Origin of the sequence: Hungatella hominis (assembly GCF_014288005.1) — a bacterium.
GTDB classification, from domain to species: Bacteria; Bacillota; Clostridia; order Lachnospirales; family Lachnospiraceae; genus Hungatella; species Hungatella effluvii.
The window spans coordinates 31,891-46,654 of the sequence record NZ_JACOPB010000018.1 but is presented as its reverse complement, the minus strand read 5'-3'; the positions used below and the strand labels follow the sequence as shown (position 1 = coordinate 46,654).

The following is a 14,764-nucleotide window of genomic DNA, read 5'->3' as shown; positions in this document are numbered from 1 at the left end:
TTGCACTGCAAGGGGGTTCTCATGGATGATTATATTATCGAGATGCTGAATATTACGAAGGAATTTCCCGGCATCATCGCTAACGACAACATCACTCTGCAGCTGAAAAAGGGTGAGATTCACGCCCTTCTCGGCGAAAACGGCGCAGGGAAATCGACGCTCATGAGCGTGCTGTTCGGCCTCTATCAGCCGGAAGCTGGCGTCATTAAAGTCAGAGGAAAAGAAGAAAAGATTACCGGGCCGCTGGATGCCAACGCGCTGGGCATCGGCATGGTACATCAGCATTTCAAACTGGTACATAATTTTACGGTTCTCCAGAATATCGTCCTCGGCATGGAGACCACGAAACACGGCTTTTTAAAAATGGACGACGCACGGAAAAAAATCATGGATTTGAGTGAGAAATACCAGCTCACCATCGATCCCGACGCGCTCATCTCCGACATCACGGTCGGCATGCAGCAGAGAGTCGAGATTCTGAAGATGCTTTACCGCGACAATGAGATCATGATCTTCGATGAGCCCACGGCCGTCTTAACGCCTCAGGAAATCGACGAACTGATGCAGATCATGAGGGATCTGGTGAAGGAGGGGAAATCCATCCTCTTTATCACGCATAAGCTTAACGAAATCAAGGCGGTCGCCGACCGGTGTACGGTCCTGCGCCGTGGAAAATATATCGGAACCGTAGAGGTAAAGGACACCACGCCGGAGGAAATGTCCGAGATGATGGTAGGCCGCAAGGTGAATCTGACCGTGGAAAAAGGCCCCGCCACCCCCAGGGACGTGGTGCTGGAGGTAAAGAATCTGTCCGTCAAGGCCACCAAAGAGGGCCACACGAAGAATCTCGTAAGCAATGTCACCTTCCAGGTCCGGAAGGGTGAGATCGTCTGTGTCGCCGGTATCGACGGAAACGGCCAGACAGAGTTGATCCACGCCATCACCGGCCTGGCCGGGATGAGTGAGGGAACCGTACTGTTAAACGGTGAGGATGTGACGAAAAAGAGCATCCGCTATAAAAACACCCACGGTCTCTCCCATATTCCGGAGGACCGCCACAAACACGGACTGGTGCTGGACTATAATCTTGGCTACAATCTGGTGCTCCAGCAGTACTTTGAGAAGGACTTCCAGAAGTATTCCTTCTTAAAGAATGACAGCATCTACGACTATTCGGATAAGCTGATTGAAGATTACGACATCCGAAGCAGTGAGGGGGCTTACACCAGCGCCAGAAGCATGTCCGGCGGCAACCAGCAGAAGGCGATCGTGGCCCGGGAAGTTTCCAGAGATCACGACATCCTGCTGGCAGTACAGCCTACGAGAGGTCTCGACGTGGGCGCCATTGAATATATCCACAGGGAGTTAATCAAGCAGCGTGACGCGGGAGCCGCGATACTGCTGGTATCGCTGGAGCTGGACGAGGTCATGAACTTAAGCGACCGGATTCTCGTCATGTTCGAGGGCTCCATTGTGGCTGATTTAGATCCCAAGAAAGTTACGGTACAGGAATTAGGTCTTTACATGGCCGGTTCGAAGAAAGAAGGTGGCAAATCATGAAACAGAAACAACCACGGGATTTACTTTCCGCCGAGCGTAAGAGAGCGGGACTTTCCTATGATGGCATCCTGTCTTCCGTCTTTGCCATCGTGCTGGGACTGATCGTCGGCCTGATCATCCTGTTTCTCTGTAATCCGGCCCAGGCTCTGCCCGGGTTTGCAACCATCCTGACGGGTGCATTTACTCACGGGGCAAAGGGCATCGGACAGGTATTCTACTATGCAACACCCATCATATTAACCGGTCTCTCTGTTGGTTTCGCCTTTAAGACGGGACTCTTCAACATCGGGACACCGGGACAGTTCATCATGGGCGGCTTCGGAGCCGTCTACGTAGGGATCCTGTGGACCTCCCTGGGGCCGGCGCACTGGTTTGTGGCGCTGCTGGCCAGCGTCGTCATGGGCGCCATATGGGGCCTCGTTCCCGGCCTCTTAAAGGCATACTATAACGTCAATGAGGTTATCGCTTCCATCATGATGAATTACATCGGCATGTATCTCGTCAACTGGATCGTAAAGAGCAGCAAGCCCCTGTTTAACAATCTGAGAAATGAATCGAGAAACGTGGCGGCTACTGCAAATATCCCGAAGATGGGACTGGATAAGATTTTCCCCGGCTCCAGCGTCAACGGAGGCATCATCATTGCCATTATCGTCGTTATCCTGATTTATCTGCTGTTAAACAAGACCACCTTCGGTTATGAGCTGAAGGCGGTTGGCTTCAACCGCGATGCCAGCAAGTACGCCGGAATCAATGAAAAGAAAAGCATCATCATGTCCATGATGATTGCAGGCGCCATCGCCGGACTGGCCGGCGGCCTCCTCTATCTGGCCGGAACCGGAAAGCACATCGAGATCAAGGATGTTCTGGCTTCCGAAGGCTTTACCGGTATCTCCGTAGCCCTGCTGGGCTTAAGCAATCCGATCGGGGTACTGTTCTCCGGCATCTTTATCGCTTACTTAACGGCGGGCGGATTTTATCTGCAGCTGTTTGAATTTTCAACAGAAATCATCGATATCATTGTCGCGGTTATCATCTACTTCAGCGCCTTTGCCCTCATGGTAAAGATGCTGATCGGAAAGGTGCAGAAGGCGCGCCATGAAAAAGAAGAGGCACAGACGAAAGGGGGAGGAGACGCATGAGTGTTATTTATTTTATCTTTCAGCAGACCATGTATTTCATGATTCCTCTTATGATCGTGGCTCTGGGCGCCATGTTCTCGGAACGGAGCGGTATTATCAATATCGCGCTGGAAGGAATCATGACCATGGGCGCATTTACAGGGATCCTGTTTATCCATTTCACGGGAGGCACCATGAGCGGCCAGATGCAGCTGATTCTGGCAGTCTTAATCTCCATGGCGACGGGCATGTTCTTCTCCCTGTTCCATGGATACGCCTCTATCAATATGAAGGCGAACCAGGTTATCAGCGGTACCGCCTTAAACATGTTCGCCCCCGCGTTTGCCATCTTCGTGGCCCGCGTCATTCAGGGCGTACAGCAGGTACAGTTTACTAATACCTTCCGGATCACCTCGGTTCCCATACTTGGCAGAATACCGTTTATCGGACCGCTGCTGTTCCAGAACGCCTACATTACCACCTACATTGGAATCGCAATCTTCGTGCTTTCCACCGTTGTACTCTACAAGACGCGGTTTGGACTGCGCCTGCGCTCCTGCGGCGAGCATCCCCAGGCGGCCGACGCGGCGGGCATCAACGTCTACCATATGCAGTACGCGGGCGTCCTGATCTCAGGAGCTCTCGGAGGCTTAGGCGGACTGGTATTCGTCGTTCCGACCTCCACCAACTTTAACGCCGATGTGGCCGGATACGGCTTCCTGGCTTTGGCCGTTCTGATTTTCGGCCAGTGGAAACCGGTGAAAATCATGCTGGCCTCCCTGTTCTTCGGACTGATGAAGGCAGTGGCCGCTGCCTACTCCGGAATCCCGTTCTTAAGCAGCCTCGGAATTCCCAGTTATTTTTACAAGATGGTGCCGTATATCATCACATTGATCGTGCTGGTATTCACATCGAAGAATTCCCAGGCTCCGAAGGCGGAAGGCGTGCCTTACGACAAGGGACAGAGATAAAGTCATACCGCCCCGCATCCTGCCCGCCATAAAAATATCCGGGAGTGTCGGACACAAAATACATGTGTTCGCCATTCCCGGTCATTTTTATGGTTAATAGTATTGGCTATTTTATGAATACTTTTCCGATATGGCAATTCTGAATTCAAACTTACAATCATCCTCACACCACATTCTGAAGTTAGTTCCCCATTTATTATTGAATAAGTTAAAGGCAAACCCCTTTTTCAGATCAGGCAGTTCCCGGTAGTCATCATAGAGATTTCTGCCTCCCACGCTGACCAGCGGCGCATGAAGGCTTTCTATTTCCATACTTCCATCCGCGCCTTCATAAGCCAGCTTCTCCACACAGTGCTGCAGACGGTTGCCTCCTCTTAACACATTAAGTGGTGAAACCTGCGTTCCCATCTTTTCCAACAGCCACCGGTTTGGATTCTCCACATTTGGTACAAAATCAAACCACAGCGCCTCCGGCATTCGGTTCGCATCCTTTTCAAACCACGCCAGACTGCAAGTAATGGATTCCGTAAATGTATATTTTATCTGTGCCGCCCTCGGACATCCGTATTTTTCTGATGCCTCTTCGTCGCCTGCCAGATTCAGAACAAGTTCATTGCCTGCTGCCTGTATTCCTCTGACGCCAAACTCATAATACCGGTTCTCTAAATCCTCTACAAACTCCAGACCAGGCTTGGAGAAATCTCCCTCAGACCAGCAGCCATTTTCATAAAACGCCCGGTTATAACGGTAATAATTCTGTACACAGTTTAAAGCGTTAAAGGTTTCATAACCCAGACGTCCCAAAACACCATATCTGGCCCAGTCCCTTCCGTTTCTTTCCAGCTTTCGGAGTGCTCCGCTCCCATCCACGGAGACTTTCCAGCCACCAATCTGCAGCGTTTCCCCTACTCCGGCGGCTTGACCGTTTCGCTTCTCTTTTTCCGGGACACAGCCATCCAGGGCACGCATGGCCTCTTCTTTCAGCTCCGCCGGAAGCTCCTCAACCGCCTTTTTCAAATATTCTCTCTGTTCCTCATGAGAGCTTTCGTACTGCCGGTAAGATCCGGTAAAGACACCGCCCCGGTACCGTTTGAAATCAATATCCAACACTTCCCGCATCTGTGCATTGCGGTTCGTTAAAAATTCCAGAGTCGTCGTATCCTGCTCTCTTGCCTTCTGAAAATCTTCCTTAGTCCAGTTTTTAAAGTCCGCCAGGTACTTTTTATAATCCAATCCCCAGGTATGCTCCGCGATCAGCATCAGATTCATCATAAACGCATCGTATCCCCTGGTACCTTCAAAAAATCTGCCTTCCCTTTTCCACTGATTCTTAAGCTGAATGAGCGTCCGGTAACGGCTGACCTTCCATGGGTCCGAGGCGATTCCATGGATCCATGTATCCCCTATCTCTTCCTCGATTACGGGCAGCCTCTCTTCCACGGAAAGAAGACTCTCAGCATATGCATCCAAAGTGGAGGCTTCTACCTTTGCGTTAGGATACAAGCTCTGAATCCGCTCAAATTCAGTCTCCACCTCTCCCTCGGACTGGGGTCCCAAATTATCTCCGGTGTGGGCGAACTCCAGAACCTCATCCATACCTTCCACATAACCAGGCGCCCCGTACTGGGCAGAATACTGAACGATCACCCGTTTGTTTCCATGTTTCCATACAAATGTCTGCGGCACCTCCGGTACCATGGAAGATGCGTTAACACCGATATGCAGAAAATGGATTCCATGGTCAGCAAGTGCATCCACAACGGCAATCGTGTGACCAGGAACATCTGTCATCTTCGCCGCAATCGTGTGTTTTCCATACTGGTCATCCAGTCTGCGGCCAATTTCTAAATCATAGCAAAACAGATCCATATCCAGAAGTTCGGTGTGGGTCGTACCGGCTATGCCATGCCAGCAGATATCTCCGGCCTCAATCGCCTCCTTAAGCTCCTTTTGGGCAGCAGCATCCGCATGCCGGAAATAGTAATCGATCAGATAGGATCCCACTGTCCAGATAAACTTCTTTTGTTCTCTGGTATTCATCTCCCTCGCAAGACGGACGGAATGTGGAATATGCTCCTTCATATACCTGTCCAGCACGTTCTGCCCCATATCCGTGAATCCTATATCCAGATGCGTCTTATATACTACATGAACTTTTTTAATTTTCTGATAATCCATACTTCCAACTCCTTATTTTTCAATATAGAATGCCAGCAGCCCCTCATTATCTGCTTCACAGATTTCAAGCGCCTCTGCCGGATTTTTTCCTTCCATAGTTCTGACCGTATAAGTGAACTCATAAAAGCCGCCTAAATCCGCCTTAAAATTTGTTTCCCAAAAGTTATTCATCACCCAGGAATACAGAGGCGCACGATTTCTGTCTCCATTCTCTCCGCTGCAAAGCCTGACCGGAGCAGCCTTCAAATCTCCAAAGACCGCCATAGGCGCATCCTTAAAGGCAGCCGTTACAATTCTGCCCTCCTGTTCCCATACCACACCATTCTGCAGCAGATAGAAATCCTGGCAGCTTCCCGGAAGCTGGTCGATTCCCGGACGGATTACGCAGCCAGTCTTATCCAGATAGCTCACACTGGCTTCTCCGGCAGTAAACGGAAGTGCAATATAGAGATTCTCAGGTTCCCACACGCTGTCCTTATGGATGCGTATTCTGGCCTCTATCTTTCTCATTTCTTCATAGATTTTCAAGTAAACGGTATAGAAGCGGCAACCCTCAAGGCTGTAGCTAAGTTGGACCGCAGTATAGACGTCTCCCCGTTCCACGATCCCGATGTTCTCTAAAACACTGTGATACCGCTTCGTCGCAGTCGACTTACGGTTTCTTCCCATGCTTCTTCTGATTTCACGGGCATCCCCATTCATTCCGGTCACCTCATAGATTCCGGAAAATGGAGCGTCTTCCATACCATTTCTTAAAAGTTCTCTTCCCCATAGCTTATCTTTCACAGAGCAAATACCCTTTTCCTGATCAAACAAAACCTGGTAATGCTGTGTTTCCACACAGCCATCATCCTTGCGCATTCCGTCTTCCAGCAGGTCGGCAACGCCTTCGGCTCCCACGTGCGCTCTGTTTTCATATGTTACGGTTTTTCTCTGGCTGGCCAGGCGAATTTCCACAATCCGCTCTTCTTTCGGCTTCATAGTCAATATGATTTCCACTGCTGTCGCCCTGGCAGTCATGTGAATCTGGCTGGGAATGATTTGGCCCGTTACGCAGTCCCTCACCTCAATCGGAATCTCTGTATCATAACGGATACCTTCCACGTACTCCCACAGTTCAATATACAGGCATACTCCATCCTTCACCGCTACGTTATGAGGATTTATGATCCGGTATCGCTGCCCTTTGTCCCTGCAGATACTGATCTCCCCTTTTTTTGCCAGGAGGCGGTCCAGCCACTTAGATGCCGCGCTGTTACCATTCACAGCATACGACGCCTTTTTCCATTCCAGGCTTCCCACCAGTGATTCCCACGGCTCGATTACGGAAGAGGAGTACCCCCAGGTATGCTCCGCATACAGCATCATATTTTCCGCAGCCTCTTCTTTCAGCGCCTTTTCACGCTCGCCTTCCTCTTCCCCCAATTTCTCGCAGATGTCATACTTTCGCCTTCCATCGAGATAAACTTTTACTGCCGCAGGTGTAGAACCGACTCCGTCAGCCCACCAGTCATTCCAGTCACCCCGATAACAGGGTATCTCTTTGCACTGCTCCTTTACAGAGTCAAAGAACTGCTCTAAATTCACCATTTTACATGTGATTTGCCCATTGTACCTCTGGTTCATCTCATTCACCCGCTCTGCTACCGCGGCGCTGGGCGGCGCGTTATCCGTAATACACCCCGATACCATAAACGGAATAAAATTCCACGAATACGATTCTTCTTGCAGATTTTCCAGATATCGTTCCAGACGCTTCTGCCCGATCTCCCACTCCATTTGATCTGTATTCTCAGATGACCGGTTTAAAATCATATGGCTGATAAAGGGTTCATGATACTCATCCCTGATTTGATACGTATTACCGCCGTGAGGAGCGATGAACAGCTCATTGCCCAGATGGTAGTAATCTCCATTCCAGACCAGAATCCGCTTTCCCTTCGGTGTCTCCCAATAGAACGGCTGCTGCTTCTTATACAGAGGAAACATGCCGTGATGCGGATGAATACAGGTAAAAAAACTGGTAACGCCATTCTCATACAAGGCATCGCCATAGCCCCATGCCATCCCATTGACATCCGCACACATACCACTGGTGACAGGATGGCCGATTCGTTCCCCATACTCTTTTGCCATGCGGATTCTGCTGTCCAGCACCTCCGCGGATACCAGCTCCGTCATATTTAAGTAATTGCCGGATAACCCGATCTCTCCGGTCCTCACATACCTCTCGAAATCCCGTATGTACTCTTCTGAAGCATTTTCATAGAAGTTTTTTACCTGCCAGAAATTCTCACACTGCCAGACGAAGCCTTCTGCCTTCTTCTCCTCTCCTGCATGAATCCTATTCAGGATATCGATAGCCTGAATGATAAAATCACAATGGTATCTCATAATTTTATCCTGACGCTCCGTATAACCTATATCTGTGTGGGAGTGATGAATGAGATATACCGTCCATGTTTTCTTTAATGCCATGTTAGTCCTCCAGTCCTCGATGCTGCTGTGCCAGTTAAACCGTCCATTCTTTGATCCTGTTGATCTTGCAGAAGCCGGCTCGGGCCGGATCCTTATGCCGCCTCATCCAGTCCGCGAAGCTGTTTTTCATTTCTGCAAGAACCGAATCAAAGTCTTCCCTGTATGCCAGATTCTCCATCTCAGCAGGATCTGACTCCAAGTCAAACAGCTGATCCATATCCCCTGCGGTGAAGACGTATTTATACTTTCCTTTCCGGAACATCCGTTGTGTCGCCACGATATCCAGGGCTCCCATCCCCTCCGTCACTATCTCATCAGGCCAGGGCAGTGTCTGATCTGTAAAGAATCCACTCAAATCACGCCCATCCCCGAAGCCATGAGAATCCTCCGGCACAAAACCCGCCTGGTTTAAAATCGTAGCATAAATATCACAGGTACCGACCAGCGCAGGCTGATGATACCCCTCATATTTGGAGGCCGCAGGCTTGATCATAAGTGGTACCTTCGCCGTGTCATCATACATGCCATACGATTTATTTTCCAGCTTTCCATGACAGCCCTGGTTATCTCCGTGATCGGCTGACACGATGACGACGGAGTTCTCATACAATCCTTTCTCTTTTAAATAAGTGATATATCTCCTAATCTGAGCATCAATATGGCTGACACACGCATAATAGTGGCGCAGCGTCTCCTGGAAAAACGGCCATTCTGCTTCCGGCCGGCGAAGCATCTCATAAATCCTCGGCATATTTTCGGCCGGCTCCTCAAAGCTGGGCCATGGCTTCAGCTCTATATTACGGTACATGTCCAAAAAGGCCGAAGGTGCAAAAAACGGCTCATGAGGGCCCCAGAAATTAAGATTCATAAAGAATGGTTTTCCTTGTTCTGCCATCTCCTCTGTCAGTTCCATGGCACGCCCGGCAACATAGTATTCAATGGTTGTTTCGATTGGAGAAACCACCTCTCCCATATACGAATGGTCGCCTGCCCGCCGTTGTGGTCCCTGGTTGACAATCTCCAGTGTCAGCCCGTTTTTTCTCAGATACTCTTGAAACTGGGGATAGGCCCACCCTCCGTTGCCGTGCCCCGGAAAATCGTCTCCAATATATCCGATATCTGTGGGAAGCGTTCCATATCCCACATAGGCGGCGCCTTCCATGTACCCCTGTCTCATCCGGTCCAGCAGAATTCTGCCCTCCGTCGAAGAAGCCTTTTCTTTCCCAAATCCCAGATGCCATTTCCCTGTATAAGCCGCAGCATAGCCGGCACGTGTCAGTCTTCTGCTAAGCAAAAAATCCGTATCCTGCAGTTCATGGGTTCTGGTTCCGGTCTGGTATAAATTTGTCTCCATCCCTGTCTTAGAGGGATACAACCCCGTCTGCATAGAACACCTGGCCGGGGAGCAGACCGGATTGCTGGCGTAGGCGTTATCAAACACCACGCACTCTGCCGCGAGAGCTTCTAAATTGGGTGTACGGCACACCGTATCCTTCTGATATACCGATAATGTGTCCGTACGGTGCTGGTCCGTACAGATAAATACTATATTTTTCTTCTTTTCCATCCTGTTCTCCATTCTGTCTTCCGGAACCGGTCATCAGAGTTCTATGGTATATTTATACCGCTCTCCCGCATAATAACATATGGTATATTCCAGAATATCTCCGTCCTGGTCATAGGTATTGCGAATACGCTTAAACACAGGCTGGCCCTGCTCTATGTTTAAAAACTTTCCTGTCACGGCTGTTGCCAGCGCCGCCTCAAAGGAATCGCACCCGCGTGCTATTACGATACCATACTCTTCTTTTAACAGCTCATATAAGGAATTACGATACAGGTCATCGTCAATAGGAAGCCGGTATTTGTTGGTCAGCCAGGTAATGGAGTATACAATCGGAATATTCTGTGCACAGCGTACGCGCTCCAGCTTATAGCAGTAACTGCCCTCCGGGATTCCAAGATTCAGCGCCACCGTCTTCCCCGCCTTTTCCCGGCCCATAACGCAGTGGCTTGTTTTCATAGTAATACCATGGTGCGCCATTTCCTCGGAAAAGCTTATGACCTGCTTTAAGTTCTCGTTAATCTTATTGAATACCACAACAGTTCCAATACCTCTGGAACACTGAAGATACCCTTCATTTGTCAATTCACTGACTGCCTGGCGCACTGTAACGCGGCTTACTCCGAACTTCTCCTGCAGCTGCCGCTCTGTTAGAAAGGTGTCTCCCTTCTTGTATTTTTCTTCTTCAATCTCCTGTTTCAATACCTCCTTCAACTGATAGTACAGAGGCGGCGAACCCTTTTCTCTATTAAGCATTGATGTCCCTCCTTCACTTTGTCGTATAGACAAAGCCGCTGTCAAAATTTTTCTGGAGCAGAACAAATAGAATAATCGTCGGCAGAGAAACAATGAGACAGGCCAGGAACAGCACCGGTACATTTCCCCTGTCCATTAAAGATACCGTCGCCATAACGGTACGGATCCCCTGGGTCTTCGTGAATGTCAGGCCAAACATCAGATCGTTCCATGACCAGTTAAATTGAGACATGAATAAAATCGCAATCGGCGCTTTAGCCATAGGAAGAAAAATTCTTGTCAAAACCTGAAATTTCGAAGCGCCGTCTACCCTGGCTGATTCACTGATTTCCTTATCTATTCCCATGAAGAAATTGCGCAGAACGAACATACAGAATGGGATGCAGATCGCCATATAAAATAGGATCATCCCAAATCTCGTATCGTAAAGCCCGACCTTTGAATATGCCTTATAGATCGGAATTAAATAGATTTGAAATGGGAAAATAGTTCCGCTGTAGATAAACAGGAACCAGAACATCCGATGCCTGATTCGTAAATGGGCGATTGCATATGCCGCCAGAATTGCCATAATAAGCGCCCCGCCTGCTCCTAATACCGCATAAATAAAACTGCTGGTCATCCCGCTGAAAATAACCTTACTGTCTATAATATATTTAAAATTGGCAAACAGCTGATTCCCCTCCGGCAGTTCCCAGAGACTTCCCAGATTATACTCCTGCTTACCCTTTAATGTATTTAACAGTACGAAGACTATCGGTGCAAGCCACACGCAGGTAAGCAGGCATAAAATACCGTTAATCAGCCAGTTTTTTTTGTTCTTCATGTCTTCCTCCATTTCTGTATCGCTGTTGTGATACCATAAATCAGGTTCAGTCTTCCCGGAATGTATTTCTGATATTAAAATACGAAACAATCAGAATTACAACGGTAAGCACCACAGCTACTGCTGCACCTGCTCCCAGTCTTCCGTATGCAAAGGATTCCAGATACATGGTAAGTGCCAGCGTTTCACTGGTCCGGTATGGACCGCCCTTGGTCATAACCCAGATACTGTCAAACACCTTGAAGCTGTTCACCAATGACATTAAAAGTACTACGATGATCGTAGGCTTAAGCAGCGGAAGAATTACCTTCTGATACATTTTTATAGTTCCCGCGCCTTCGATTTGAGCCGCCTCGATGGGGCTTCTGTCAATATTGTGTAAACCAGATATGAAGAGAAGAATATTGAGCCCTATTCCCTGCCACAATCCGGTGGCAATCATAATAAACGTATTCACATATGGAATGGAGAGCCAGTCATAAACCAGATCATCCATACCCATATACTTAAATATCTGGGGAAGGCCGGACAGAGAAAGAATTGTAAAAATCACCAGACCTCCAACCGTACCCGACAACGCAGTCGGAAAATAAAATACATTCTTAAAGCCTGACGGCCAGAAACTGTTGGTTATCAGAATTGCAAAAAGAAGCGGAATCACTAAAGAAACCACCAGAGAGCAAACAACCCAGATAATTGTATTCATACAGGAGATTCTGAAATTAGGATCCTGAAACAGTTTGATATAGTTAGAAAAGCCAGTGAATTCCATGGGCGAAAAGCCATCCCACTCAAAAAAGCTCAAATTTATGGTAAAAAGAATAGAACTGATAAAAAAGCAGCCGACAAACAGTACCGCAGGTGCCAGATAGAGATAGTCGGTATTGATTTTTACCTTTCTGTTTTTGTTCCTCTCCTTCATGATAAACCTCCAATTGTAATCATTCTCCAACGCAGAGAGCGGTGCTGTAAACGATATATTCAGGCCAGGTGGCTCTGGCCCGGCACCGCATATCGTTTGCAGCGCCGGACCCTTTTTTACCGCCTCGCTGCCGCTGTCTTACTGCCGCAGCCTTATTTGCTGTCATGTCCTATTTTGTGCTGGTCCAGTATTCATCTGCCTTGGCCTGAATAACAGCCAGTACATCCTCGATCGTGCCGTTACCGAGTTCAAAACGCATCAGTTCATCTAAAGCAACATTTCTGATATCCTCGGGCGTATTCTCGTAATATCTCAGCATCAGGGAGATTTCATCCGGCCTGGCAGAGTATTCCAGCGTCTTCGCATATGCGGGATCAGTTACATCTACTGTGCTGGTATTGGCTAAACCTATGTTCTGATAAATATAGTTCTGATGATCTTTATCGTACCATTTTTCCAGAGCCTTCATCGCAGACCCCCTGTCCGCACTTGCTTTGGCAACACAGATCGGAGCAGTCTCAAAGAAGATTATTTTTTTGCCTCCATTCATGGATGGCAGTACAAACGAATCCAGATTTTCTCCGGAAACCATACCATAATCTTTTACCAGCGGACTAATTTCACGGTTTGGCTCCAGAATCATGGCAATCTCACCACCTGCTATCTGCTTCTCCATATCGGTTATGGAGATCGGTTTTGTAAAATACCCCTTATCTATCATTTCTTTCCAGATATTCATTACCTCTACAACACGCTCATCGGTGTATTTGGCGGTTCCGTCACACAGATCCTGATACAGCTGCGGTTCATAGGCCGCAATCAGAGACTGAAACCAGATAAAGCCCGCCCATGAGTCATTCTTAAACGCGATCGGGGTTACTCCAGCCGCTTTCAGCGTTTCACATACTGTCAGAAATTCATCGAAAGTCTCCGGTTCCTTCACCCCCGCTTTATCAAATACCTCTTTGTTGTAAAGAATCACATTATAAAGTATACTGTAAGGAGCTGCATAAATCTTACCGTCATATGTAAATGCGTCTGCAATATCAGCGGAAACACCTGCAGGCGTAATATAGTCCTTCCATAGATCCGTCAAATCTTCTACCAGCCCGTTATCTACCAGAGTCTGCAGCTGATAGCCGCCCCACCAGGTAAATAACCCCGGTGCACTCTTATCATGAATACTTTGCTGAATCGATGTTTTATAAGCGGCCACATCAGGTGATGTTACTATTGTCACATCAATTCCTGTCACATTTTTGGCACTCTCTTCATATCCCTGAATGATACTTAAATCAAGGTTGAGAAGCTTGTCATTGGCAAACTCTGTCTTACCTGTAATACCGCCGCCTCCCCCGGCCTCTGTCTTTGCCGCTTCTGCTTCTTTATTCTCTGTCTTCTTTCCCGCTGCTTCCTCCTGTTGTGCCGTCGGTCCTTCTGTTTCCTTACCACCGTTTCCGCCGCAGCCTGTGATGGAACATGCTATCATCGCTGCACTCAATAATACCGCTAATGTTCTTTTCCTCATTATGATTGAACCTCCCTCTTTAAGGTGTATAATGTTATAACATTATAATATCATAATTCATATTTATTGTCTATTATGTATTTATTTTTCATGATTACGCTGTTTTTTTAAGCAGTTTTTCATATATTATGTATAGAACATTCGTGAGGGTTGTATTGAATTTCAACTGTTTTTAATACGTCTCACCGGTGGTAATGTATTGACCGTTCCCCATTGCCCCCTTTTATTACCTTATGGTATAATAAGTTCAGGAGGAATCTATCATGATACAATTAAAGGATCTTTTACAGCAGGCAGACAGCTGTCAATGCAGCTCTCCTGAAGCTTTCACAGTTACGGAAGACACTATTAAGGAACTTCACAGAACGGCCATGGCGGGCAGCAGTGCCCTGCCGTCTGATGCATACCGTACCGGTATGCCCACCAATTTCGCAGACAGGTATCATCCGCCTCATCCGGAAGATATTAAAAGACTAACAGGTCACCTGGCGGATCAGATCCAGTCCTCAAAGTCTTCGCTCCATCCCATTGAACTGGCGGCCATGGCTGGTAAACGACTGATTGATATTCAGCCCTTTGACGATGCAAATGAAGAGACTGCATTACTGCTCATGAACCAGATTCTGATTTCTGCCGGCTACCTCCCCATCTCTATCGGCCCAGAGCGTCAGGAAGCGTATCACCATGCACTCACTATATCCAGAAAAGAATACAATATGGAGCCATTCTCCCGTCTGATCGCAGAATGCGTCCTGGAGGAAGGGCAGAAACGTGTTCCACAGCCCGACAGGCCGTGTCAGGAAATAAGATAATAAATAACCACACAGCTTAAACAAAAACAAGGAACCGGTTCGGAAATG

General features: G+C 48.1%; 11 protein-coding genes. 4 read left to right on the top strand and 7 right to left on the bottom strand.

All coding sequences use genetic code 11. From position 1 onward, the window contains the following. The first annotated feature begins 21 nt into the window (after positions 1-21). The 3 genes from H8S75_RS26100 to H8S75_RS26090 are packed head-to-tail and all read left to right on the top strand — an operon-like array spanning position 22 to position 3,652. The gene (locus H8S75_RS26100) at positions 22-1,560 is read left to right on the top strand and encodes an ABC transporter ATP-binding protein (protein WP_187024029.1); all 1,539 of its coding nucleotides are present in this window, start codon (positions 22-24) and stop codon (positions 1,558-1,560) included. Next, entirely contained in the window at positions 1,557-2,702 is a 1,146-nt protein-coding gene (locus H8S75_RS26095; RefSeq protein WP_243270466.1) for an ABC transporter permease, read from the top strand. The genes H8S75_RS26100 and H8S75_RS26095 overlap by 4 nt, the downstream gene beginning before the upstream one ends. Next, complete coding sequence (locus H8S75_RS26090; RefSeq protein ID WP_029466867.1) at positions 2,699-3,652, top strand: ABC transporter permease; 954 nt, start codon at positions 2,699-2,701, stop codon at positions 3,650-3,652. Before H8S75_RS26095 ends, H8S75_RS26090 begins: the two co-directional genes overlap by 4 nt. 111 nt (positions 3,653-3,763) lie before the next feature. Here H8S75_RS26090 and H8S75_RS26085 read toward each other — a convergent pair whose 3' ends face one another. From H8S75_RS26085 to H8S75_RS26055, 7 genes are all read right to left on the bottom strand, one after another. Continuing rightward, the gene (locus H8S75_RS26085) at positions 3,764-5,830 is read right to left on the bottom strand and encodes a DUF5054 domain-containing protein (protein WP_187024028.1); all 2,067 of its coding nucleotides are present in this window, start codon (positions 5,828-5,830) and stop codon (positions 3,764-3,766) included. 12 nt (positions 5,831-5,842) lie between these two features. Next, a complete protein-coding gene (locus H8S75_RS26080) occupies positions 5,843-8,308 on the bottom strand; it encodes a glycoside hydrolase family 38 N-terminal domain-containing protein (RefSeq protein WP_187024027.1) in 2,466 nt (821 codons plus the stop codon). A gap of 34 nt (positions 8,309-8,342) precedes the next feature. Then, positions 8,343-9,875: a sulfatase-like hydrolase/transferase gene (locus H8S75_RS26075; RefSeq protein WP_187024026.1), complete on the bottom strand. Its 1,533-nt coding sequence runs from the start codon at positions 9,873-9,875 to the stop codon at positions 8,343-8,345. 33 nt (positions 9,876-9,908) lie between these two features. Further along, positions 9,909-10,628 carry a GntR family transcriptional regulator gene (locus H8S75_RS26070; RefSeq protein ID WP_187024025.1) on the bottom strand — a complete coding sequence of 240 codons (720 nt, stop codon included), beginning with the start codon at positions 10,626-10,628 and terminating at the stop codon, positions 9,909-9,911. Positions 10,629-10,641: 13 nt separating this feature from the next. Further along, on the bottom strand, positions 10,642-11,454 hold the full coding sequence (locus H8S75_RS26065) for a carbohydrate ABC transporter permease (RefSeq protein ID WP_187024024.1): 813 nt from the start codon (positions 11,452-11,454) through the stop codon (positions 10,642-10,644). 46 nt (positions 11,455-11,500) lie between these two features. Then, on the bottom strand, positions 11,501-12,376 hold the full coding sequence (locus H8S75_RS26060) for a carbohydrate ABC transporter permease (protein ID WP_187024023.1): 876 nt from the start codon (positions 12,374-12,376) through the stop codon (positions 11,501-11,503). 169 nt (positions 12,377-12,545) lie between these two features. Continuing rightward, entirely contained in the window at positions 12,546-13,904 is a 1,359-nt protein-coding gene (locus H8S75_RS26055; RefSeq protein ID WP_187024022.1) for an ABC transporter substrate-binding protein, read from the bottom strand. 263 nt (positions 13,905-14,167) lie between these two features. Between H8S75_RS26055 and H8S75_RS26050 the strand changes: the two genes are divergently transcribed. Continuing rightward, positions 14,168-14,716, top strand: coding sequence for a Fic family protein (locus tag H8S75_RS26050; protein ID WP_187024021.1), 549 nt, complete (start codon positions 14,168-14,170; stop codon positions 14,714-14,716). The last annotated feature ends 48 nt before the right edge of the window (positions 14,717-14,764 follow it).